The organism is Vibrio cholerae (genome assembly GCF_008369605.1).
GTDB lineage: Bacteria > Pseudomonadota > Gammaproteobacteria > Enterobacterales > Vibrionaceae > Vibrio > Vibrio cholerae.
This window is the reverse complement of record NZ_CP043556.1, coordinates 149,759-172,373: the sequence shown is the minus strand read 5'-3', so window position 1 is coordinate 172,373 and position 22,615 is coordinate 149,759. Positions and strand designations below refer to the sequence as shown.

Annotated in this window: 19 protein-coding genes; 8 read left to right on the top strand and 11 right to left on the bottom strand. The window is 49.1% G+C overall.

Annotated features, from left to right (window positions below; translation table 11 throughout):
- Nucleotides 1–29 precede the first annotated feature (29 nt).
- Nucleotides 30–320, bottom strand: a complete 291-nt coding sequence (locus tag F0316_RS14920) for a hypothetical protein (RefSeq protein ID WP_001889103.1) — start codon at nucleotides 318–320, stop codon at nucleotides 30–32.
- Between the two features lie 56 nt (nucleotides 321–376).
- On the bottom strand, nucleotides 377–538 hold the full coding sequence (locus F0316_RS14915) for a hypothetical protein (protein ID WP_001068418.1): 162 nt from the start codon (nucleotides 536–538) through the stop codon (nucleotides 377–379).
- A 307-nt stretch (nucleotides 539–845) separates the two neighbouring features.
- Here F0316_RS14915 and F0316_RS14910 point away from each other — a divergent pair, with 307 nt between their 5' ends.
- Both F0316_RS14910 and F0316_RS14905 read left to right on the top strand, forming a co-directional pair.
- Entirely contained in the window at nucleotides 846–1,391 is a 546-nt protein-coding gene (locus F0316_RS14910) for a heme NO-binding domain-containing protein (RefSeq protein WP_001161568.1), read from the top strand.
- Nucleotides 1,388–2,335: a sensor histidine kinase gene (locus F0316_RS14905; protein ID WP_001271643.1), complete on the top strand. Its 948-nt coding sequence runs from the start codon at nucleotides 1,388–1,390 to the stop codon at nucleotides 2,333–2,335. The genes F0316_RS14910 and F0316_RS14905 overlap by 4 nt, the downstream gene beginning before the upstream one ends.
- A 9-nt stretch (nucleotides 2,336–2,344) precedes the next feature.
- Here F0316_RS14905 and yccS read toward each other — a convergent pair whose 3' ends face one another.
- Nucleotides 2,345–4,510 carry a YccS family putative transporter gene (gene yccS, locus F0316_RS14900; RefSeq protein WP_032474428.1) on the bottom strand — a complete coding sequence of 722 codons (2,166 nt, stop codon included), beginning with the start codon at nucleotides 4,508–4,510 and terminating at the stop codon, nucleotides 2,345–2,347.
- A gap of 198 nt (nucleotides 4,511–4,708) precedes the next feature.
- On the opposite strand from yccS, the gene helD reads away from it, so the two are divergent.
- The gene (helD, locus tag F0316_RS14895) at nucleotides 4,709–6,772 is read left to right on the top strand and encodes a DNA helicase IV (RefSeq protein WP_149560869.1); all 2,064 of its coding nucleotides are present in this window, start codon (nucleotides 4,709–4,711) and stop codon (nucleotides 6,770–6,772) included.
- 55 nt (nucleotides 6,773–6,827) lie between these two features.
- Here helD and F0316_RS14890 read toward each other — a convergent pair whose 3' ends face one another.
- The 3 genes from F0316_RS14890 to F0316_RS14880 form a co-directional block, all read right to left on the bottom strand.
- The gene (locus tag F0316_RS14890) at nucleotides 6,828–7,364 is read right to left on the bottom strand and encodes a cytochrome b/b6 domain-containing protein (RefSeq protein WP_001118402.1); all 537 of its coding nucleotides are present in this window, start codon (nucleotides 7,362–7,364) and stop codon (nucleotides 6,828–6,830) included.
- Nucleotides 7,357–7,641 carry a PepSY domain-containing protein gene (locus F0316_RS14885; protein ID WP_000054775.1) on the bottom strand — a complete coding sequence of 95 codons (285 nt, stop codon included), beginning with the start codon at nucleotides 7,639–7,641 and terminating at the stop codon, nucleotides 7,357–7,359. The genes F0316_RS14890 and F0316_RS14885 overlap by 8 nt, the downstream gene beginning before the upstream one ends.
- A gap of 172 nt (nucleotides 7,642–7,813) precedes the next feature.
- Complete coding sequence (locus F0316_RS14880) at nucleotides 7,814–8,170, bottom strand: diacylglycerol kinase (protein ID WP_000682928.1); 357 nt, start codon at nucleotides 8,168–8,170, stop codon at nucleotides 7,814–7,816.
- 304 nt (nucleotides 8,171–8,474) lie between these two features.
- Here F0316_RS14880 and pncA point away from each other — a divergent pair, with 304 nt between their 5' ends.
- Nucleotides 8,475–9,095 (top strand): bifunctional nicotinamidase/pyrazinamidase, encoded by a 621-nt coding sequence (pncA, locus tag F0316_RS14875; RefSeq protein WP_000030356.1) that lies wholly within the window; start codon nucleotides 8,475–8,477, stop codon nucleotides 9,093–9,095.
- Between the two features lie 68 nt (nucleotides 9,096–9,163).
- Here pncA and F0316_RS14870 read toward each other — a convergent pair whose 3' ends face one another.
- Nucleotides 9,164–9,619 (bottom strand): methylglyoxal synthase, encoded by a 456-nt coding sequence (locus tag F0316_RS14870; RefSeq protein ID WP_000754102.1) that lies wholly within the window; start codon nucleotides 9,617–9,619, stop codon nucleotides 9,164–9,166.
- A gap of 54 nt (nucleotides 9,620–9,673) precedes the next feature.
- Nucleotides 9,674–10,666 carry a TMAO reductase system periplasmic protein TorT gene (torT, locus tag F0316_RS14865; protein ID WP_046126078.1) on the bottom strand — a complete coding sequence of 331 codons (993 nt, stop codon included), beginning with the start codon at nucleotides 10,664–10,666 and terminating at the stop codon, nucleotides 9,674–9,676.
- A gap of 87 nt (nucleotides 10,667–10,753) precedes the next feature.
- Here torT and torS point away from each other — a divergent pair, with 87 nt between their 5' ends.
- The gene (gene torS / locus F0316_RS14860; RefSeq protein ID WP_149560654.1) at nucleotides 10,754–13,708 is read left to right on the top strand and encodes a TMAO reductase system sensor histidine kinase/response regulator TorS; all 2,955 of its coding nucleotides are present in this window, start codon (nucleotides 10,754–10,756) and stop codon (nucleotides 13,706–13,708) included.
- A 119-nt stretch (nucleotides 13,709–13,827) separates the two neighbouring features.
- Here the strand turns inward: torS and pyk are convergent, their stop codons facing one another.
- Together pyk and F0316_RS14850 are read right to left on the bottom strand one after the other, a co-directional pair.
- Nucleotides 13,828–15,288, bottom strand: a complete 1,461-nt coding sequence (pyk, locus tag F0316_RS14855; RefSeq protein ID WP_149560653.1) for a pyruvate kinase — start codon at nucleotides 15,286–15,288, stop codon at nucleotides 13,828–13,830.
- Between the two features lie 80 nt (nucleotides 15,289–15,368).
- On the bottom strand, nucleotides 15,369–16,748 hold the full coding sequence (locus tag F0316_RS14850) for an MFS transporter (protein WP_000931483.1): 1,380 nt from the start codon (nucleotides 16,746–16,748) through the stop codon (nucleotides 15,369–15,371).
- Nucleotides 16,749–17,023: 275 nt separating this feature from the next.
- Here F0316_RS14850 and F0316_RS14845 point away from each other — a divergent pair, with 275 nt between their 5' ends.
- From F0316_RS14845 to F0316_RS14835, 3 genes are read left to right on the top strand one after another with little or no spacing between them, the layout of a single operon-like run.
- Nucleotides 17,024–18,316, top strand: coding sequence for an ABC transporter substrate-binding protein (locus F0316_RS14845; protein ID WP_001138400.1), 1,293 nt, complete (start codon nucleotides 17,024–17,026; stop codon nucleotides 18,314–18,316).
- A complete protein-coding gene (locus F0316_RS14840) occupies nucleotides 18,313–20,682 on the top strand; it encodes an ATP-binding protein (RefSeq protein ID WP_149560652.1) in 2,370 nt (789 codons plus the stop codon). Before F0316_RS14845 ends, F0316_RS14840 begins: the two co-directional genes overlap by 4 nt.
- Nucleotides 20,657–21,919: a sigma-54-dependent transcriptional regulator gene (locus F0316_RS14835; RefSeq protein WP_000843516.1), complete on the top strand. Its 1,263-nt coding sequence runs from the start codon at nucleotides 20,657–20,659 to the stop codon at nucleotides 21,917–21,919. Before F0316_RS14840 ends, F0316_RS14835 begins: the two co-directional genes overlap by 26 nt.
- On the opposite strand, the gene F0316_RS14830 is transcribed toward F0316_RS14835, so the two are convergent.
- Nucleotides 21,916–22,533 (bottom strand): lysoplasmalogenase, encoded by a 618-nt coding sequence (locus F0316_RS14830; protein ID WP_001912281.1) that lies wholly within the window; start codon nucleotides 22,531–22,533, stop codon nucleotides 21,916–21,918. The two genes, F0316_RS14835 and F0316_RS14830, sit on opposite strands and share 4 nt — an antisense overlap.
- Nucleotides 22,534–22,615: the final 82 nt, after the last annotated feature.

Sequence of the window (22,615 nt, the reverse complement as noted above, 5' to 3'; positions counted from 1 at the left end):
CGCGAGGATAAAAAAGCTTACAGTTTGGCTTAAACACGCACATCCAACATGGTGCCGAGCATATCTTGGTCACGCTGGATCAGGTTTGTTCCAATTCGGCTGTAGTGCGAGGCTTGATTAAGGCTATTGAGCGCATCAATGTGGTTGGCGTACTGCTTTTTCGGTGCGGGAGGCGCAGGTTGCAGCGTGGGGTCTATCGGTTTTCCGATAGTGGATTCAACGGGTAAGCTCGCCTGTTGGATCTCGCGCGCAGCATCCTCCATCATTTTGGAAGAGTGCATGACCATGGATGAACCATTAGAAACTGCTGATACGGACATCGCGCTTACCTCATCGTTACGGTTAAAGTTTAGTCGTATCGCCTGAGTTACTCAAGTTAGGAAAACAGATGCGCAATCGCATCGCGCTCTTCTTCGGTGAGCAATGCACTCTCATTTTGATGCAGCGAACGATCGATTTCCCCTTGCAGGGCGCGCAACTGCTGCGGGCTTAATTGACTCAGTTGTGATTTCCAGCGTTCAAATTGTTTAGGGTTCATTGGGTGTTCCGGTATTAACAAATAGAGGTCTTTGTTGAGACGTCTTCGACAATCGGTGCTCATGGTGTTGCTCCCTGTTGCCGCATTGCAATAAGCAAAAATTAGCGCTGAGCTGCTGGTTTCTTGTCCGAAAAGTGTCAAGGTTATCAAAAAAACAGGTGATATCTGCCTTGGCTACAACAGGTATCTGTGCAGCATCAACTCGTTTGGCAATAAGAAAAATACTCCTTTTGGGTGAGACGATCTTGCGGCTTTTCCTTATCTCTACAACACTTGAATGAAAACAAGCGCAAGTGAGGCAATCCAGATGCAAGGCATTATCTATACCGTTCTCTCCGATATGGTGATTGAAAAGTTTGGTGTGCTGTTTTGGGACCAGATGCTAGAAGATTTGAAACCCAGCTCAGAAGGGGTGTACACCTCTGGTCAGCAATACAACGACGATGAGTTACTGGCCATGGTGGGTTATTTGAGTGAGAAAGCCCAAATCCCTGCGCCTGATTTAGTCCGTGCTTATGGTGAATACCTGTTTACCCATTTATTTAATAGCTTGCCGGAAAACTACCCGCATAAAAGCGACCTCAAAACTTTCCTGCTTTCGGTGGATAAAGTGATCCACAAAGAAGTGCAGCGACTCTATCCCAATGCTTACTTGCCTCAGTTTGAAAACCGAGTTGAAGAGAAAACGCTGACCATGAGTTACTACTCGAAACGACAATTGTGCGCGGCGGCGGAAGGGTTAATTTTAGGCGCGGCCAAGCAATTTAATCAGCCGGTAAAAATTACTCAGCCCGTCTGCATGCATTGCGGGGCTGACCACTGTGAGATTGTAGTGGAATTTTTGCCATCATGAGTGCCGAAGCGCAATATCAACGCATTTACGAGCGAGAACGTAAAGCTCGGATCCTCGCGGAAAAACTCCTTGAGGAGAAAAGCCGCGCCTTGTACGACAAAGTTCTGGAGCTGCAATCCACGTTAGAGCAGTTGAATGGCGCTCAGGCGCAGCTATTGCAGTCAGAAAAAATGGCGTCAGTCGGTCAGTTGGCCGCTGGGGTCGCCCATGAAATCAATAATCCGATTGGATTTTGTCTGAGCAATTTGAATACCTTGCGTGATTATGCTGAGGTGTTTGCTCAGTTAGCGGATTTCGTTGAGCAGTCAGCGCCAAGTTTTGAAGGCAGTGAGTTTTATCAAGCTTGGATGCGCTTTAAACAGCAGCATGATTTGGCGTTCGTGCGCGAAGATGTGCTCAGCCTTGTCGAAGAAAGTGCCAGTGGTTTGCATCGGGTTAAAGACATTGTCACTAGCCTACAAAGCGTCTCGCACAGCAGTGATGGCCGTTTTGCGGAATGCAATCTCAACGACTGCATAGAATCGGCACTGCGCATTGTGTGGAATCAGTTTAAATACACCATGCTGGTTGATCGGCAACTCGCTGAGAATCTACCCAAGATCAAAGGGATTGCCCCTGAAATACAGCAGGTGCTGATGAACATGTTCATCAATGCTTCCCACGCTTGTGATGAGCACGGCGAGTTAACCATTACCACCGATACCTTGAATGAGAAGGGCAAAACTTGGGTACAGGTGCAAATTGCGGATAATGGCCATGGGATTTCACCAGAACACTTAGCCAAAATTTTTGATCCCTTTTTCACCACCAAACCGGTCGGGGTTGGAACCGGGCTGGGGTTATCCATTGCGTTTGGAATTGTGGAAAAACATCAAGGTAAGATCTCGGTGACCTCAGAAGTGGGGCAGGGAACACGGTTTACCTTATTGTTCCCTGCGATCTGAATGGCGCGTTCAGTCGGATTGAGAATCGACCTTGACCGCAAACTTGCTGGCGAGCGTGTGCAGCTCAGGCAGCATGCGATAAATCAAGTGCAGCTGTTGCAGTACCATGCGCGCCGAGCCTTCATCATCTTCACGCCACTCAGCAAGACGTTTCTCTAGGCCTGAGCTATCAATACCGCTGGTATCACACTCTTCACAGTGGTTGGACAACTGTTGATGCAGCAAGTCGAGATGTTGATGGATCACGCGATGTGAATCGAGCACCAACTGATGCACGGTTTCATCATCCAGTCGGGTTCGATGCGCTCCAAGCGCCGAGATATAACTGAGCAGCGCGTGGTTAAGGGTCAGGAAACGAAAGCTCTCATCGGCCGCCGCACGATAACGCCCCGGCTCCGCCAGCATATTGGTGACCGCGGCAGAAAGCGCGGCATCTTGGTTGTGGGCATGACGCCGCGCAATCCGGTAACTCAAGCTGTCTTTTTTACCAATCCGATATTGACCAATGATCTGCGCCAAGTACTGCTTATTGGCATCAATTGCTTCCGCCATCACTTTATGCAGCCGTTTCGATTGCCAGTCCGGCAGAATGAGCACCACGGCCGCTACCGCCAAGGCGCAGCCAATGAGGGTATCGGCCAATCTTGGTAATACCACCGCATAGCCTTCACCTAACTGATTGAAACAAAACAGCACCAATAAGGTGATAAAACCGGTCGCGTAGCCGTAGTTGTTGAGGCGAAACGCAAAAAACATCACACCGGAGAAGACAATAAACACCAATTGGCTCTCTTGTGATGGGAAGAAGGTGAGTAGCGGCACGCCAATCAGCAAGCCGGCTAAGGTGCCAATGATCCGCGCGGTGAGTTTTTGCTTGGTTGCGGCGTAGTTTGGCTGACAAACAAACAGGGTAGTGAGCAAAATCCAGTAACCGCGCTCAATGCCGAACCCTTGGATGATCGCATAGCCCAAGGTGAGCGTGATGGACAAGCGCAGCGCATGGCGAAATAACAGCGAATCTTTATTGAGATTGGCGCGAATACGTTGCCACATGCTGCTTAAGGTGTGCGCTTCAGTGTCATCCAGTACCCCTTCTTCGGGTTTGGCCACATCCGGGTTACTGACGTTATTGAGCTGTTTTTCTACGGTCGCTAAGTTATTGAATAAATAGCCTAATTGACCCAAAAGACTTTTCCAATCTCGTCTCTCTTGTTGGCGAAGATAGCTGAGTGATAACTGCAGTTCATCCAGCGCGACAATCGAAGCAGAGTCGTGTTGGTAACTGTGTCCAAGACGAATCGATTGAGCGATATCGCGGCACGCTTTCGCTTGCGTCTCCAATAAATATTTAAAGCGGAACAGAATGTCTGAGCGTCCAAAGTGATCGGCCAGCTCTTGGTAACGGTAATGGCTGGAACTCACTCGTTCGTGAATGTCTTGCGCCAGAAAATAGATGTTTAAAAAGCGATCGCTGGCGCTGTCCACATGCCCCCGTTTAGAGCGGGTCAGAAACACCGCCTTGCACTGGTTTAACGCATTGACTGTCGCGGCGTTAAGATTGGCTTCAATGATCCGGTGTGGCTGCGGGATCATGTTGGAAACAGGGTGGAAAAGGGTGGATTTCGCCTCTAAATAATTGGCCAGTTGCAGAAACACGTTAGCGAGGTTTTGTTGTACGGGCTGCATTGGCCAAAAGGCATGCCACAGCATCGACATCAGGTAGTACCAAGCGCTGCCGCTGAGTAAAAGTAACGGCTGAAACCAGATGTTAGTGCTTTGATGGGCACCGAGCATGGTGTACACGGCAACCAGTAGAGAAGCAAACGCGATGCTGGCGTAGCGTGCCCCCATAGCGCCGAGCATGATAAAACCAAAACTTGAGGTGAATAGACCAAGCGCAAACAGCCACGGGGTTTGAAACAGAATCTCAATCGAGAAAGCGGCAATCGCAAAGCAGATCAAAGTGAGAATGATGGATTTCAAACGGCCACTAAAGCGGTCATCTCGATCGGCGAGTGCCGCGGCAATCACCCCGAGAATCAAAGGGGTGATCCAAGTGTTGAGCTGATAATACCAAGCGGGGATCACCACACCCAGTAAAGTTAATAAGATCAAGACACTGTAGTTAACAGTTTTATTCGCCCAATACAGGCGCAGTTGGTTAATTTTCGGCACAGCGCAGCACATTCATCAGTGTAGAAAGGGCAAAGTCTAGCAGATTACACCAATAAGATTCTGATCAAGATAAAGAAAACCTCGGTTTGTTGCTTCTGCGCTATGCTCGTTAACCGTTAAGAATATTGACATTATCTTTTCATCGGCACCGGAGTTTGGGGTATGATTGCCGACAACTTTGTTAGTGGGCTTTTACCAATGCAGCTGAATGCGAATAAGACTGCACAATTTTTTATTGCCAATGAATATTACCAAGTCCAGCTTGAGAAAGAGTGGTTGGTGTTAACTTCGCTCAGTAGCGAAGAACGTATTCCCTTTCATGTCTGGAACGGTGAAGTGCAGATCCGCAGAGGCGTGTTTTGGGGAACGTTGCAGTTTTTTGCTCATCCCGAAGAGGGCGTGCAGCGCAGTTGGCTGGTACAAGGTCTTCCTTGGCCGGAGTGTCGCCATTTTGCGCACCAATTAGTGGCGCATTATCAAGCGTGGCACAATCGCCAATGTGAGCAATTGAGCCTCTATTTTCCGCGTTGGCAGCAAGAGTTGTCTCGTCTAAAGCGCCTGCCGTCTTTTCTATCCCACTCCTCCGTTGAAGCTTGGGTCGCGCAAGTGTATGCCGATTTAAAACTGATGGACATGACGCTGCATGAAGCGCAAAAACATCTGCCCACGGTTTTCGATACCTTACTGCCTTGGCTGCTCGATACCTCCGCGACGCTGTATGAGCGTAATAAAGCTTGGCTAGAGATAGAACGCGCGAACTGGACAGTCTTGTTTTCCCAGTGTGAATCGTCGCCGCTCAACGTCTCGCAACAATACGCTGTGCTGCTGAATGACGATCACAACTTAGTGTTGGCGGGCGCAGGTTCAGGTAAAACCAGCGTACTGACTGCGCGCGTTTCCTATTTATTGCAGAGCCATTTGGCGAAACCAGAGCAAATTTTGTTGGTCGCTTTTGCACGCGATGCGGCACAAGAGATGGCCGAGCGCTTAAAAAACAAAATTGGTTTGGAAGCTGAGCGTTTGCACATCAATACCTTCCATCAGTTGGGTCTGCGCATTATCAACCGAGTGGAAGGCAAAACGGTGATCATGTCGCCACTCGCGAATGACAGCAAACTCAAGCAGGCTTGGTGTATTGATTGGTTAAAGCGCCACTGGATGACCCCGACCAATTTTAAACGCTGGCAAAAACATCTCGCCAAATGGCCGATTGCGTATCTGGCAGGGGATGATGAGCTGGGTAGCCACGTAGAAAACCCGAAATTGATCGCATGGCTCGAGAAGCAGCTCGATCAATTGGCACAAATGGGATTGAGTAAAAAAGAGTTGCAAGAGCGGCTGGTGGATCACGATGACTATCCACGCTTAAACAGCGAGCTTTCCTTATGCTGGCCGTGCTATCAAGCGTGGCAGCAGATGCTTAAAGATCAAAACCAGATTGATTTCAACATCATGATCACCAGAGCGACCGAGTATGTGGAAAAAGGCAAATTCCGCTCGCCGTGGAAATTTATTATGGTCGATGAGTATCAAGACATCTCGCCGCAGCGTTTACGCTTGCTACAAGCGCTGTGTGAGCAAAACCAAGGCCAGTGTAACCTGTTTGCGGTCGGTGATGATTGGCAATCCATCTACCAATTTGCGGGTTCCGATGTGGATTTGACCACCGGTTTTGCGTCACGTTTTGCGCATTCGACGGTGCACCATCTCGATACTACTTATCGTTTTAATGATCAGATTGGTGCGGTCGCCAACCGCTTTATTCAGCAAAATCCGCATCAGTTACCCAAAACGCTCAATAGCTTTAAAACCCAGAAGCAAAAAGCGGTCATGCTGGCACCGAACCATTCGATTGAAAAAATATTGGATGAAATCAATCGATCCACCAATAAGCTGAAAACCGTGCTATTGCTTGGTCGTAATCACTACCATAAACCTGAGTTACTGAAAGATTGGCAGAATCGTTATCTCTCTCTCAAGCTCGATTTTATGACTTGCCATGCCAGCAAAGGCAAAGAGGCGGATTATGTGATTATTTTGGCGGTCGATGAAGGCCAATTCCCCGCTCGCGTGAAAGCTTTGCATTTGGATGATGCGTTGAATCAAAGTGAGGATGATTTCCCGTATGCCGAAGAGCGGCGCTTATTCTATGTCGCGTTGACTCGTGCCAAAGAGAAAGTGTGGGTGACTTATAACGGCAACGGCTCCAGCTTTGTTCAAGAGCTGTTGAATGATGACTATCCGGTTGTTAAGCAAAAATAGAATTTGGAATAATTTTAAATGGAGAGAAAAGGCGAGCTAAGCTCGCCTTTTTCAATTAAGACTGTTCACTATTTTGTGAAGATGTTTTATGCCCGATCAGCATTCCATGCACATAAGGATGCCCAGTAAATTTAGACATAATAATGACTGCTGACACATGGACGGCAACGGCAGCCATGGTCAGATTAGCTAAGGTTTCATGCACCTCTTTAATCCAGTCTTCACCCCAAAACAGATCCCACTCACTCATCCAACCCGATAAACCGGTGGCGAGCAGTAAAAACCACATTGCCCAAATCATAATCGCACCAGCAGGGTTATGCCCAGTGTGATTATCTTGTTTGGTTCGCACCACTTCTTTAATGTGCTCAATGGCTTTGGGAATGGATGGCGTAAAAGCCGTTAGCCGAGCAGGGGAGTGAGTGATTACCCCCCAGCCTAAACGCAGGATAATGGCTCCCATAACCACATAGCCAACCCATTCGTGTAAATCACTGCCCTCTTCAATTGCAAAAAAATTAGCCAAGAAAAGGGCGGCAACCAACCAATGCGTTACTCGAACAAAAAGATCCCATGTGTATGGTTTAGCCATCTTTTTCCTCTTTTACTTTCTCCATATTGGTTGGGTTGAAATAGATTTCGACTCGTTTACCCTCTTGGTCGTGACCATACAATTCATAGCAACTGGTTTTGGTGATTTTGAACACTTTAATCTTATAGCCCATATCTTCCACTTGTTGCTGAGCTTGTTCAAAAGGAATCCAACTGCTTTCGGGTTCTGTTGTACAAGTCGGGTCAGCGAATGCTGCCGCAGAAACTAAGCCAAGAGAAGTAATAGCGAACAGACGAGAAATTTTGAGTAGTGACATAATGCGCTCCTTTACGTTATGCATTGATCTCATCCTACCGATTCAAGCTTAATGAATACTTAAGAGAATACTTAAGAGAATAGTTAGAGGAGGTTCAGAATTGAACTCAGTAAGCGTAGCGCAATAAAAAAGGTTTGCTTGAGCAAACCTTTAAATCAACATGAGGGAATATTTACAGTAGGATCCACGTCCAAGTAAACGCGGCAAAACAGAGCGAAACAAAAACCGCAGCAGAGCCAATATCCTTGGCGCGCCCGCTCAATTCGTGACGTTCAGCACCAATGCGATCCACCACAGCTTCAATCGCTGAGTTGAGTAATTCCGCAATCAAGATCAACACTAAACTGCCCACCATTAACACCTGTTCAATCGTGCTTACGGGCAGAAAAAAACTCAACGCGATCAAAGGGAGTGCTAAGGTAACTTCCTGACGAAACGCGGCTTCATTTTTCCATGCTGCGGCAAAGCCTTTCATCGAATATCCAGTGGCGTAAATAATGCGACTTAAGCCAGTACGAGAGTGTTTCATGCGGAGAACTCAGTTAGTCAGTGGAAATAAGCGTGTGATTATATACTCTTAACGGAAACATCGGCAGTGTTAATCGGCGTTAAGATAGTGATGAAATCGCTAATCTGTGCCCAAACTCAAGTCGCAGCGCCAAGTCATTTGGGTATGGAGAAATGGGAAGATTTCCTTTTCACTCTGCAATGAGTTTTGTAAAGTGGCGGCCTATACCCTTCCTACTTGAAGCTGCAACGCCAAGTAGTTTGGGTAAAAACCAATAAGGTCCATTAAATACACATACCCCACTCCCGATAAAGGAAACGAGGCGATGAGCAAAGCACTTCTGTTAGTTGATGTCCAAAATGATTTTTCACCCAGCGGTGCGCTGCCTGTGCCGGATGGCGATGCGATCGTCCCTGTGATTAATCAATTGCTTCCGCTCTTTGAACATGTGATTGCCACCAAAGATTGGCACCCAGCCAAACACGCGAGTTTTGCGTCCGTGCAGGGGAAAACTCCGGGCGAAGTCATTGACCTTAATGGCATTCCACAAGTGATGTGGCCTGATCACTGCGTGCAAAATACCCATGGTGCAGAATTTATAGCTGGCTTAGATGTGCAGCGAATTACGCACATTGTCACCAAAGGCACCCATCTTGATGTGGACAGCTACAGTGGCTTTTTTGATAACCAACGTTTCCATGCTACGGGATTGGCCGAATACTTGAGTAATCATGGAATTTCAGAGGTTTACATTGCAGGTTTGGCGACCGACTACTGTGTGAAATATACCGCGCTGGATGCGGTTTCCCTCTACTTTAAAACTTGGGTCATTCAGGATGCGTGTCGAGGGGTTGAACTGAATGCGGGCGATTGCGCGACAGCGTGGCACGCGATGCAAACGGCAGGGTGTCAGTTGATCACTTCTCAGCAGTTGCTTGCCGGTTAATGCTTTACCTCAGGCTTTATAACCATGGCTATCTCAAGACATAGCCATGGTTGCGATTAGGCCAAGTGTTAGGTGCGTTCAGCGAGATAAGCTTGGTAATCCGGAATTTCAATTTGCACTTCCTGCTCCATCAAAGACGATGAAAACAAGAACTTAGCACTGGCGCGGTTGGTGGCGACGGGAATATTCCACACACTGGCGATACGCAGCAGCGCTTTCACATCCGGATCATGCGGAACGGCATTAAGTGGATCCCAAAAGAAAATCAGCACATCAATTTTGCCTTCAGAAATTAACGCGCCCAGTTGCTGATCACCGCCCATTGGGCCGCTGATCATACTTTTGATCGCCAGTCCCGTTTCTTTACTGAGCATATGCCCCGTGGTGCCAGTGGCATACAGGAAATGGCGTTGCAGTTTTTCCTTGTTCTCTGTTACCCAGCGCAGCAGTTCACCTTTGCAGTTATCGTGAGCCACAAGAGCAACGTGTTTGTGCGCTGCCATAGTGCGGGTGGTTTTTTTCATGGGTACATTTCCTAATGATTTTGGATGAGAGGTTTGATAACCAAATTTTCGAGTTTATTCAACCGCTTTTACTTGAAATACGGGCCTGTATTCGGACGGAGATAACGAATCTGCAATGATCTTTCTCTCTAGGTGCTTGGGGGTTAACGCTTCAATCTTAGGTGCTTGTTGTGTCGCGTACGGTTTGTTGCGTAAAAACGCGGCGGCTTGGCGTACGGAAAGCCGACCTTGTTCGACCATTTGATCGGTTGGGGCAAACTCTACGCGCCCTCGCAGTAATCCGCGATAAACGCCATGACTCAAATAGGTTGCGATAAGGCCGATTTGGTCACTTTTGTTGAGTGAACGCAATTCGCTGATCGCCGCTTCAATCGCCACCGCACTGCCAACCAAATAACGCACGTCCGGTTGCTCTAAGGCTTGCTGTATCAAATTGCGTTGCAGCTCTTTATCGTTGTCCGCCCACAAGATTTCCGTAATACGCACATCGCTGTGACGAATCGCCTCTTCCAGCCCTTGTAAAACGGGCTTTGTTCCGCCACTCGAAGCGGGGCCGGGTAGCACCACAATCTTAATTTCGCCGCTGCCTTTAGGGTGTTTACGCGCTAAATATTCCCCTGCGTAAAATCCCATCCAATACCAATCAACGCCCACTTCGCCTTTTAGGTGCTCTTGCTGTTGCTCATTCAACCGCAACTGATTCACTGTAGCAAACACAGGAACGGAGCGGGTGTAGTGGGCTAAATCATCTTGGTACAGTTCGGGTGATACGGTGCCAAGCAAAATGGCGTCAGCTCCCCAACGTACACACAGGGCAATTTGTTGCTGCTGTTTGTGGTGATTCGGGTAGCCACCTGCCTCCATAACGCGCAAGTTGAGGTTGAGCTTACGTGCTTCCTCCACCATGCCGTAGTTGACCGACAGCCAGTAAGAATCTTTAAGATGAGGGTAAAGCGCACAGAGTTTTTCCGCCGCAGCCGCTGGCAGTGCAGAGAGCAGCAAAAGTGCAGAAATCAGTGAAAATGAGTGCAAACGCAGATTTGGCATGAGGTTATTCGTTGGCGAACCGGAGTAAACACTGCACAATATAGCCCAATCCGCCACGCAGAAGAAGTCAACAAGAAGGTTTTCCCCATGCGTCTCGCCAAAGCCAGTATTGGTCGCAAGCTCTTATTTTCTTTTAGCGCGATGGCGTTGCTCGTGCTTCTCTCAGCGCTGATCGGCGTTCTAGGTTTTTCTCTGGTTGCCAAAACTGAACGTGATGTGGTCAATAATGCCATTCCTTCGATGATCGAGGCGCGCCAAGTCGCTGAGCTCAGTCATCAAATCATTGCTTCTGTACAGACTCTTTCTAACGCCAAAAATGAGCAAGAACACCAAGCCGCTGGGCAGAAGGTTTTTTCGCAGTTGGAGACTTTGCTCACTCATATCCAGCAACTGGGAGAAGAGGCGTTTGATAGCGTGTTGCTGGATAGATTAGAGCAAGACGTACAAAACGTGATTGATACACTGGCGCAATTAGGACGGCGCGTTGAGCACCGACTCACTTTGGAGAGCCAATTGAGTACAAGCGTCAAAGAGATGCGCAAATTGGCACAAGAGCTGGAGCAGCTAACCCGTACCCAAGTGCTCAACACCAGCACGATTGCAATCGCGAATGTCACGCACATCTACGATTTATTGCAAAAGCACCAGCAAGCGCAGGTTTATCAGGCGTTAGACAATCTGGTGGAAGTCGATTTGGATTTAGCGGAACGCTTACATGAGCTGCATCTGTTGGCGTTTAAAGTGCTCAATGAGATAGAAGAGACGCAAACCGTGACCGATTTAGAGCGGATTTTGGCGTTAGATAGTGAATTTGCCGCCAACTTGAGCATTATGCAGCGCCGTGTGCAAGCGGTGGAAGACCCAACGCGCTCCAAACAAATGGTGAGCTTGCTGAGAGGGTTGGAGAAGCGCCGAATCGTATTCGAACTATTGAAACAGCGCTACAGCAATGAACAAGCCGCGCAGCAATTACAGCACGATACCTTGACCCAATTCGCCAAGCTCAATAACACGGTCAATCAGCTGGTGGATGCGTCAAATCAAGTGACCACCGCCGCGGTAAGTAAACTCTCTAACACCCTCTATTACGCGCAATTGATCCTCACCGTGCTGGGGTTACTCGGCCTTGTGATTGTGGTGTGGATCGTGTGGAAGGTCGTTTATCGCTCGGTCATCCAGCGTCTCGATCAACACACCGCCGCGCTGCTCTCGGTGGCAAAAGGGCAACTCGACGTCGACGTTTCAACTCAAGGAAATGATGAACTGGGTCAGATGGGGCAGGCGATTGCCCATGCGCGCGATACCGCCAAAGCGCTCAAAGTGGTAGCAGAGAGTGAAGTATTAGCCAAACGCGAGTTGCAACAGCACAAAGAACATTTGGAAGAGTTGGTTGAACAGCGTACATGTCAATTGAGCGAGATGAACCATAAGCTCAATCAAGAGGTGCTGAACCACGCCAAAGCGCGCCAGCAAGCGGAGCAGGCCAGCCGTGCCAAATCTGCCTTCTTGGCCACCATGAGCCATGAAATTCGCACACCGATGAATGGGGTGTTAGGCACGGCGCGTCTACTGCAAGATACCACGCTGACCTGCACTCAGCAGCACTATGTACAAGTGATTAACCGCAGCGGACGATCGCTGCTGGCGATCCTGAACGACGTGCTCGATTACTCCAAAATCGAAGCGGGGCATCTGGAAATCCATCACACTCATTTCGATTTGTATCGATTAGTGCGTGAAACCCATGAGCTGATGCAAAGCCGGGCGCGAGAAAAAGGCATCACCCTCACTTACCACATTGATGAGGATGTCACCCAATACTGGCAAGGGGATGAGATTCGTATCGGGCAAGTGCTTAATAATTTGGTTGGCAACGGGATCAAGTTTACTGAGCAGGGCGAAGTGCGTATTCGTGTCCGCCTCGCCCCCGATGGTCAAGGCATTCGCTTTGCGGTGGAAGATTCGGGCATTGGGATTGCCGAGGAAGAGCAAGCGACTTTATTTGATGCCTTTACCCAAGCTGACGCCGGACGGCGCAAGCTTGGAGGGACGGGGTTAGGCTTAGCGATAAGCCGTAAGTTGGTGCAGGCGATGGGGGGCGAGTTACAACTCGCTTCGCAGCTCGGTCAAGGCAGCTGTTTTTGGTTTACCTTACCGCTACCAGTGGGAGAGCCAGTTGAAACGCCCGCCTTAGCCGTAGATGATGTGCCTGTGGCTAACGTGCTGCTGGTCGAAGATAACGAAGTCAACTGTTTGGTTGCGCAAGGTTTTTTAACCAGCCTAGGTCATCAAGTGACTCTCGCGAAAAGTGTGCAAGAGGCGAAACTCTGCTTTCAGCAACAACGCTTTGATATTGCTCTGCTTGATATTCATCTGCCCGATGGCAATGGGGTGGATCTGCTGCGCGACCTGCGACAAATGGAAGACAGTATTCACAATGCGGTGATTCCGTTTATTGCCGTTTCTGCCCACGTGTTTAATGAAGAAGTGGCCGGATACTTAGCGGCAGGATTTGATGGCTATCTGCCTAAACCGCTGGTCAAAGAACAATTAGCCGCCATGTTGCGTCAACAGTTAACGGCGAAGAGCGGAGATGATGCCGATATGCGCGATAAAGCCGATAGCCACGATACAAGCAGCATCTTCGATAATGCCCAACCGCAGGGCGAGCCTTCGCCTGAAGCGCAAGCTGCGCGCAAAGAATGTGTCGCGGTACTGGAGCATGCCAAATTTGAGCAGGATGTGCAGATCCTTGGTGTGGAGAAAATGCGTGAGATTGTTGGCTATTTTGAACAAGGGTGTGCTGAGTTTTTCGTTCTGTGCGAGGCAGAGCGCGATAACGATGCGCAGATCAAAAGCCAAGCTCATAAATTGAAAGGTTCTGCTAGCGCATTGTGGCTAACGCAACTCTACCAACTGTGCCAGCAAATCGAGAAAGCCGATTCGCCTGCCGCGGCATATCAACAAACGCCTCTGGTTGATGCGGTAGAAAATGCCAAGCAGGCTTTGCGTAATGCATTGGATTTGCTGAGTAAAGAATAAAAAAAGACCTGCGACAAGCGCAGGCCAAATCCCTATGTGGAGCATTTGGGAGAGTATGATTACAAAGTTTTGGGGGATATAAGTAACGCGAAACCCTACTTTCCGCGTTACTTATTGGGTTAGGCGAACAGGGCTTCCTGCTGCGCCAAATTCAGTAGTCGGCACACGTTGACGTGACCAACCCCTTCGACCGATTCCAGTTGAGTGACCAAAATCGAGGCGATTTTTTTCTCTTGTGCGGGTTTACGCAGCAAATGAATCAGTTGAGTCGCAATATCACCTTGCTTATCTAAATGTGGGAAATAGGTCGGTGTGACACCACGCAAAATAGCAAGCTTACGCAGTAGCGCAGGTTTATCAGACACCGCCCAAATGGTGGCTTGGCTTTGACAGCGTGACATCAAAAGCGGCGTTTCTCCTTGCTCAGTCACAATCGCAACACCGAGATCTTTATTGACTTTGGATGCTGAAATCATCGATGACAGAGCGAAGCTTTTGCCCGCATCGCTGCACAGATGCTGTAGCGCATCCCAACAATTTTGCGCACAGTGAGTTTCGTGCTCAACCCCTTGGGCGATGCGCACCATGGCTTGTACTGCTTCAACAGGGTAACGTCCCGCTGCCGATTCCGCAGAAAGCATGATCGCGTCAGTACCATCAATCACCGCATTCGCCACGTCTAACACTTCTGCACGTGTCGGCAATGGATTTTCGATCATCGATTCCATCATTTGCGTGGCGGTGATGACCGGTTTACCTAAGTGCTTAGCACGCGCGATCAGCGCTTTTTGTACGCTTGGCAAACGAGCATCACCAATTTCTACGCCCAAATCACCCCGCGCCACCATGATCACATCTGATGCGCGAATAACGCTGTCCATCGCTTCTTCACTGGCTACCACTTCTGCGCGCTCAACTTTGGCGACAATGTGCGCATGGCAACCTGCTTGAGTGGCGAGTTGGCGCGCGTATTCAATATCTTCCGCATTGCGTGGGAAAGAGACGGCTAAGAAGTCCGCTTGCAGCTCCGCCGCAGTAATGATGTCGAGCTTGTCTTTTTCTGTGAGAGCCGGAGCGGAAAGACCGCCGCCGAGCAAGTTAATGCCTTTACGATTGGACAGTTTGCCACTATTGAGTGCGATGGTGTGAACAAGGCGAGCTTGCGTATCGACGGCCGTGACTTCCAGTTGAATGCGGCCATCATCGAGGAGCAGGATGTTGCCTACGTTTAGATCATCAATCAGTTCTGGGTAGTCTAAACCCACGCGCTCTTGTGTGCCGGCTTGACCATCTAAATGGCCATCAAGAATAAAGGTGTCGCCAGCGGCGAGTTGAATCGCGCCTTCTGCAAAGCAAGCGATACGAATTTTAGGGCCTTGTAGATCAACCAGTACGCCAACGCTCACATTGAGCTGCTGCGCGATCTCACGCACCATTTCCGCGCGAGCAATGTGTTCTTCAGCGCTGCCGTGAGAAAAGTTCAAGCGAACCACGTTCACGCCAGCTTGGATGAGTTGAGTCAAAGTTTCACGAGTTTGGCTAGCAGGGCCTAAAGTGGCCACAATTTTGGTTTTACACATGTTGTAATTCCTATAACGACGCTCAACAAGAAAATAAAAAAGAGAAAGTAAGCAGGAGCTAGGCTCCTGCTTGGCGTAGATTAAGAGGCTTCTTGAGTTTTCAGAGGTTTGCCTTCAGCTTCGTCGATATCGACGACTTTCTTCGCATTCCACACGGTTAGGGCGAGTAGTACTGAAACCACCCCCGCTGCCAGCCAGAAGTACTGAGCGTTACCGAAGTCGTAGTGTTTTACGCCTTCGACTTCAGTCACAGTGATGAGTGATGCAGAGATCAGTTCTTGAGCAGAAGCAGCGATGTAAGAACAGAGACCGATCAGACCTTTCACGGCGCCGACTGCGTTTTTCGGCATCAGGTCACAAGCGATAAGGCCGGCAAGGAACACCACTAGACCACCGATCGAGAAGCCGATCATGCTCAGTGCTACCGCATCAACGATACGGTTATCTGGGCCGAAGAACATTAGACACATGCCTGCGATGTTGGTTAATCCGTATAGCAGGTTCGGGATGTTACGGTTACCTTTGAACACTTTGTCAGACAAGATACCCGACAAAATCGCACCGGCCAGACCCGCAGTTGGGTACATGGACATGGCAAAACCGGCGTCAATCAGTGAGTAGCCTTTTTGCTCTTGCAGGAACAGCACTGCCCAAGAAGACATGGCGTAGCGAGAGATGTACATCGCCGCACAAGCCAGAGCGATGAGCCATACCACAGGTTGCTTCAGGATGAACATTTGCGCACGGCGTGTTTCTTTTGGATCGTTGGCTTTTTTGATTTCCGTGCCTTCCTCAAACGCTGTGCCTGGATCAGGCATACCATAAGTTTGTGGGCGGTCTTTCAGTAGCTTAAACATGATGAGAGAAGCCACGACACCCGCGATACCCGCACCGATGAAACCTGCTCGCCAGCCGAAGTAGCTCACCAAGCTTGCGGTTAGGATCCAAGTGATACCTTCACCGATGTTACGTGAGCCACCCCAGATGGAGTAACGGCTACCACGTTGCTTTGGAGAGAACCATTGGTAGATAGAGACGCAAGATGGTGCAGAACCGACCGACTGGAACCAACCGTTCAAGCCCCACAGTAGAACGAAGAAGAACGCGACCGTGTTCATCCCCATGAAGATCGAAGCAACGCCCGACAGCAGCAGTGAGAACGACATAAAGCGGCCAATGTTGGCGTAGTCAGATAGAAAGCCGTTCAGGAACTTACCAAAGGCGTAAGTGAAGAAGAAGGCCGACCCCATGATGCCGAGTTCTTCGAGGGTGACGATGCCGGCATCCAGCATCGGTTTTTTCACTACGCCGAGCGCCATACGTACCACGTAGAACATGGCGTAACCGAAAATCAGGCCAATAAAGACTTGCCACTGATAACTTTTGTAGCGTTTTAACATTTCCGCTTTTGAGCTGCTGAGTAAAGGCAGATCGGGGCGGGTTTTAAAGAAATTAAGCATAAGAGCTCTCCCTAGTTCACGATTTCAAACGAGCTGTTTGTCGGGAAGCATCATTAGCCAAAGCCAGTTGTGGCTCAAAAACACCTTTTTGGGACAGAAATGACCCAAATGCGCGTTAGCTGTGAGTCAAAACTGGGAATTTTGCCCTCAGTGGATAAGCAATTGCTGATAAAATTAATGACAGAAAGGTCAGAGTTGACCCAAATGCGTGGACGACTTTTTTTCAACAAATGACAGAGATTTGAGTGAACGCACAAAAACTAGGGATTTGCCTAATGCCGCGATGGATTTTTGCCTTTATTTTGCCCTGCCTCTTACTGAGTTTGGGCGTACCCACTCAAGCTCAGGCTGCCGAGAGAGAGTTGGTGATCCTTACGACATTTTCACGTGAGCCCTTACTGCCTTTGGTGGAGGAGTTCAGTCGCCGTTATCAAGGCATTGAAGTGCAGATCATTCACCGCCGCGCGCAGTCGAGCGTGCAGCTGCTCAACAAAAGCTATATTCAGAATATTGATTTGGTGCTGAGTTCATCGCCATATTTGATGCAGAATTTGGCACAGAGCGGTAAGTTGGCCGCCTTACCAGAGCCGATGCAGACCCCTGAATGGTTGAAACCTTACGCACTGCCGATGACCGAACATGTGGCGACGATCGGTTATTCAGGGGCGGGATTAGTGTGGAATCAAGACTATCTCAAAACGCATCAATTGCCTGAGCCGAAGCAATTTAGCGATCTGGCGAAACCGGTCTATTTTGGGCATGTCACCATGAGTACACCAGCACGCTCTGGCACCACGCAGATGATGGTGGAAAGCATACTGTCCAAATATGGCTGGCAAAAAGGATGGGAGATCTTGCTGCGCGTCGGTGCCAATTTGGCGACGGCATCGGCCAGAAGTTTTGGCGTGAGTGACTATATCGCCAATGGTCAGTTTGCGGTGGGCCCGACCATTGACAGCTATGCCCTGATCCTTGGTCGTAAACTCGACTACGTACAGTTTGTTTACGATGAAAGTTTTACCTTGATGCCGACGTATGTTGCCCAAATTCGGCAAAATCACAACGATCAGTACGCTAAAGCATTTATCGAACTTCTGATGTCCAACGCTGTACAAACCAACATGGAAGGCAACGATTTTGCCAAACACAGCGTACAAGATCAGTCTCTAGTCAACGAGCGATTCACCCGTTTGCCCATGGGCAGCATTATTCGCCGCGAAGAGTGCCTGAACGATTTATTCGATTTGGCCATCACCAAGCAACTGCCGCAACTAAAAGATACGCTACTTGCGGTACTTGAAGCGAAGGCGCAGTTTGCACGTCGTCCTTCTGTATTGGCTAAAATTGAGCAGATTGAACGCACGGTTTTTACCATGCCAATCACTGAGCAAGAGGTTGATGCTTTAGCCATACAAATCGCGCCAAACTCGGCGCTGAGTGAAGAGCAGCAAGCGGAATCCGCCATGCTGCTTGCAGAAAAAGGGCACGAATGGCAAATGCGTTTGGAAAAACAGCTTGAGCAAGCTAACCAAGAATTGAAAATCTTGCTGGCTGAGGAAGCGCAATGAGTTTGACCACTCGCCACACCATAGGCGCAAGACTGTTGCTGGCATTTGCGTTCAGCACTTCGCTTTTGACTATCGTCAGCTTAGTGGCTTGGGGTACATGGAGCCGACTGGATTATCAAGTGGCGGAACTGCTCAATCAAAGCGTGCCCAAGTACAACACCAGCTATGTATTGGAAACCCGCAGTTCAGAAATTCGCAGACGAATTCAACTGATCGTCAGTGCAACCAGCAAAGTGACACTCAATCAGCAATATCAGCGTTTGCAAGAGGATTTCACCGCGATCCACGCAGCGTTGGCGAGTTTGCCACAAAATGAACAGCAAGCGGCGTTGCAACAAGGGTACACAGAGTTGCGGCAAACCACGCAACAGATTAACGATCTGGTTTCGGCTCGGATTGATGTCGACCGACGTTTAGCCCTGTTTGCAGAGCAGTTGGATTGGCTACATCAAGATATTGGGATGGAGCTGTCGCCGATGCGCCAAGAGCTGCAGTGGCAATTAGAGCGAGGTGGCGCAGCCCAGCCACAAGCCCAAGTGATGTTTCAGAACATTAATCTTATTCAAACTATCTTAGATGGTGAAACCCAAGCCTTTTTGTTTGTGGATGAACTACTGAAAGCCAAGCATCTCACCCAAGTGGATAACGGCATGCGCGTTTTGCAGTATCGACTTGATGAATTGAGCCGATTAAGCCAACCGCTATTTACTCAGCCATCGTCAATTGCCTATCAACAACTGCTTGAAGAGTGGCGTAATGTGCTGCGTTTAGAGGGCGATTTTCAGCAAAGCCTGCGTGATAGGGTGGTGCTGACCCAAAAGTTAGAGAGCACGAGTGAACAACTGCAAATTCAGCTCGATCAACAGCATACGGCAATCGCAGATTTGGTGGCGAATGCGGATGCGCTGTTTGTACAAGTCAAAGGACAAACGGCTCAATTGGTGCAAGAAGGTAACCGAGTGCTGCTGCTCTGCTTTGGGCTCTCCATCGGTTTGAGCTTGTTGTTGATGTATTACTTTGTGCATAAACGGATTGTCGGACGCTTACACCGCTTAAGTGAAAGCTTGGATGCGATTATTCATAACGACCTTTCTCACCCGATCACCGTGGATGGTAAAGACGAGATCGGGGCATTGAGTGAACAGCTCATCTTGTATGGCAAAAAAGTGGAAGAGATGGAACGCACTAACGCGTTGAGTCTCATCAATAACACGCAAGCGAGTCTGATCACCTGTGATCGGTATGGGCAAATTGAATCCGCCAACCCGAGTGCAATGGCCACGCTGCGTTTAGAATCTCTCGCTCAACCGTTGACGCTGTGGAGCTGTTTTGCTGAACACGTACAACCTAAAGTCGGTCAATTATTTGATACGAAAGGGAATTTAATTCAGAAAGGGGCGGAGAGTTTAACCTTATCACTTGGTAATCCAGAAAAACCTCATTACTTGCGCCTCTATTTGCGCCGCTACAGCCAAGGCTTGCACGATAAAATCATTGTCACCATCACCGATGTGACCGACCAAGAACACGCCAATCGCTTGTTAGAGCAACGAGTCAAAGAGAAAACCCAATCACTGCGCGAGAAAAACCGTGAGTTACAAGCGGAGGTCGAAGAGCGCCAGCGCGCTGAAGCGCACTTGAAGAAAACACAAGGCGAGCTGATCCAAGCGGCGAAAATGGCGGTCGTTGGGCAGACCATGACCAGTCTTGCCCATGAGTTGAATCAGCCGTTGAGTGCGATGTCGGCTTATCTTTTTTCAGCTCGATTGGCATTAGATGAGGCACCACAGGCTCAATTGGCAGCATCGCTCGACCATATCGAAAATCTCACTGAGCGAATGGGTAAGATTGTGAACAGTCTGCGCCATTTCGCCCGCAAAAACAGCAGCGATGAATCGTTGCAGCCAGTGCGGCTCAACAGCGTTGTAGAACAAGCATTGGTATTGGTGCAAACCAAAGCGAAACGACAGCAGATCAAACTTATCAATACCTTACCCGATGATCTCATGGTAATGGCGGATGCATTGAGTTTAGAGCAGGTCTTAATCAATCTGATTGTGAATGGCTGCGATGCTTCAACAACCTGCGCGCAACCCTGGGTCAAGCTGATTGCGTTAGGCACAGAGCGAGGGATGCAGCGGATTGCGGTGATTGATAGTGGGCAGGGTTTTGAACACGAAGTCGTTGATAAATTATTTACCCCATTTACCACCACCAAAGAGGTGGGCTTGGGGCTTGGGCTGAGCATTTGCCAGTCATTAGTGGAAAAGATGCAAGGCCGGATTGCACTGGCCTCTAATTTGGAAAAAGGTGCAATGGTTATTTTGGAGTTACAGCAAGATGAAAAGTACCGTACTGCTGATTGATGACGATCAGGATGTGTTGGATTCCTACCTACATTTGATGTCGATTGCCGGATTAACCGCCAAAGCGGTGATCGATCCTACTCAAGCCATGAGTCACATCCAACCCGATTGGAATGGCGTCGTGCTGCTGGATATGTACATGCCTCAACTGCATGGCATGGAATTGCTCAAGCAGATCAAAGCCGTAGACGACAAAATTCCGGTCATCGTGATCACAGGACACGGTGATATCCCGATGGCGGTGGAAGCGGTCAAAATGGGCGCGTGTGATTTTCTTGAAAAACCGATCAATCCTCCGCAATTGCTCACGCTGATCAAGCAACATCTTGAGCTGCGTCGTTCGTTCATCGAGCAGAAGCTGCTGTTATCCCGTTCAGTCAAACGTGAATTAGTCGGCAAATCTGCACAAATGGAGCAAATTCGCTCTCATGTGGCGCAATATGCGCTGCTGAATCGCCATGTGGTGATAGTGGGGGAGTCGGGCTGTGGGCGGCACACCATCGCCTACCTTATCCATCAACTGACCACCAATAACGGTCACTTGCCCTGGGTTGAGTTAGTCGCTTCGGCCAAAACCGAGTGGAGTACCGTTGAACCTAAAGTGCAAGAGAGTGCGGGTGGAACCTTGTTGATTGACCATATTGAGTTGCTCAGCGAGGAAGTGCAGCGCAATGTGGTACAGAGTTTACTCAACCAAGAGCGACTCAATCGCCCCAGAACGCGAGTGATTGCGGTGATTGATCAGCCACCCGAGCAGTTAATTGCTCAAAACCAGCTTTTGCCAGAGCTTTACTATTTGCTCAATCAAGGGCAGATCGATGTGCCTTTGCTGCGTCAAAGGCCTGATGACATTGCGGCGCTGTTTCACTACTTCCTAAAACAGAGCTGCTATAAGCTCGGCAAACCCATGCCCAATGTTGAGCCGCATTATCTTGCCTTGCTGCGCGCCCACCAATGGCCGGGGAATGTGCGTGAGCTGCGTAATGTGGCGGAGTTGTATGCGATTGGCATTGTAAAACTGGCGGGCAAAGAGCGTCTCTACAATCAAGAAGAGATGCTGTCGCCATTGGATGAGCTGGTGGACGATTACGAAAAGCAAGTGATTGAAGATGCGCTGTTTCTGTTTTCTGGCCGAGTAGCCGATGCCGCGAACTACCTACAAGTGCCGCGTAAAAAGCTCTATCTGAGAATGAAAAAGCATGGTTTAGAGAAAGATGCGTTTAAAGCCCGAGGTTAGGGGATGACGGACAAGGTTAGTAAAGCCTGCGCGCTGTAGTAACTAAACATCACCACATGTCGTGAAAACTGCGATGAAGAGCGAAATCGGTCAATGGCTAGCACCAAATCGGAAAGCATAAACATCGCCGCCCCCATGAGAGCAAGGCGTGAGGCATTGTTGTTATAACCTAGCCAGTACTCTGTGGCGGTGCACGCCATGAATACGATAACGGCAATGTAGCCCGCGACTGGAAAAGTCATTTTGCCAAGGTTGGGCAGTAGCAGTAAAAAAGCGATTACGCCCAGTGCTGACCAAATGGCGAGCGGCCACCAAGTAAAGGTGGTGATGGTGGTGCTAAAACCGAGCGTATAAGCGATGTGGGCCAGCAGAAAAGCCAGCAAACCAGAGACAAATTTATCCTTTGGATGCATCAGTAATATGTCGCCAAGCGCTGAGAGCAAAAGGCCTGCCACGATCCACCACGCAAAATCGGATAATGGGTTAGGGGTGATCACAATCGACAAGGCCATCAGCAGGATCGGGGTGGGCTTCGAGAGATAGAACATCCAACGTGGACCGCGATCAATCGTGATTAATTGAACAACACAAAGAGCAATAATCAACAGCCACATAACTCTATCCGCAATAACATCCGCAATAACATCCGCAAAACGACCATAAACGAAACTCAAAAAATGCAGCACGCCATCCGCA

Bases quoted from the DNA above. Each gene is read 5' to 3' on its own strand.
- helD (WP_149560869.1), top strand. From the start codon at position 4,709: ATGCAGCTGAATGCGAATAAGACTGCACAATTTTTTATTGCCAATGAA.
- F0316_RS14890 (WP_001118402.1), bottom strand. From the start codon at position 7,364: ATGGCTAAACCATACACATGGGATCTTTTTGTTCGAGTAACGCATTGG.
- torS (WP_149560654.1), top strand. From the start codon at position 10,754: ATGCGTCTCGCCAAAGCCAGTATTGGTCGCAAGCTCTTATTTTCTTTT.
- F0316_RS14885 (WP_000054775.1), bottom strand. From the start codon at position 7,641: ATGTCACTACTCAAAATTTCTCGTCTGTTCGCTATTACTTCTCTTGGC.
- F0316_RS14840 (WP_149560652.1), top strand. From the start codon at position 18,313: ATGAGTTTGACCACTCGCCACACCATAGGCGCAAGACTGTTGCTGGCA.
- pyk (WP_149560653.1), bottom strand. From the start codon at position 15,288: ATGTGTAAAACCAAAATTGTGGCCACTTTAGGCCCTGCTAGCCAAACT.
- F0316_RS14880 (WP_000682928.1), bottom strand. From the start codon at position 8,170: ATGAAACACTCTCGTACTGGCTTAAGTCGCATTATTTACGCCACTGGA.
- F0316_RS14835 (WP_000843516.1), top strand. From the start codon at position 20,657: ATGAAAAGTACCGTACTGCTGATTGATGACGATCAGGATGTGTTGGAT.
- F0316_RS14920 (WP_001889103.1), bottom strand. From the start codon at position 320: ATGTCCGTATCAGCAGTTTCTAATGGTTCATCCATGGTCATGCACTCT.
- F0316_RS14915 (WP_001068418.1), bottom strand. From the start codon at position 538: ATGAACCCTAAACAATTTGAACGCTGGAAATCACAACTGAGTCAATTA.
- F0316_RS14850 (WP_000931483.1), bottom strand. From the start codon at position 16,748: ATGCTTAATTTCTTTAAAACCCGCCCCGATCTGCCTTTACTCAGCAGC.
- pncA (WP_000030356.1), top strand. From the start codon at position 8,475: ATGAGCAAAGCACTTCTGTTAGTTGATGTCCAAAATGATTTTTCACCC.
- F0316_RS14910 (WP_001161568.1), top strand. From the start codon at position 846: ATGCAAGGCATTATCTATACCGTTCTCTCCGATATGGTGATTGAAAAG.
- F0316_RS14905 (WP_001271643.1), top strand. From the start codon at position 1,388: ATGAGTGCCGAAGCGCAATATCAACGCATTTACGAGCGAGAACGTAAA.
- F0316_RS14830 (WP_001912281.1), bottom strand. From the start codon at position 22,533: ATGTGGCTGTTGATTATTGCTCTTTGTGTTGTTCAATTAATCACGATT.
- torT (WP_046126078.1), bottom strand. From the start codon at position 10,666: ATGCCAAATCTGCGTTTGCACTCATTTTCACTGATTTCTGCACTTTTG.
- F0316_RS14870 (WP_000754102.1), bottom strand. From the start codon at position 9,619: ATGAAAAAAACCACCCGCACTATGGCAGCGCACAAACACGTTGCTCTT.
- F0316_RS14845 (WP_001138400.1), top strand. From the start codon at position 17,024: ATGCCGCGATGGATTTTTGCCTTTATTTTGCCCTGCCTCTTACTGAGT.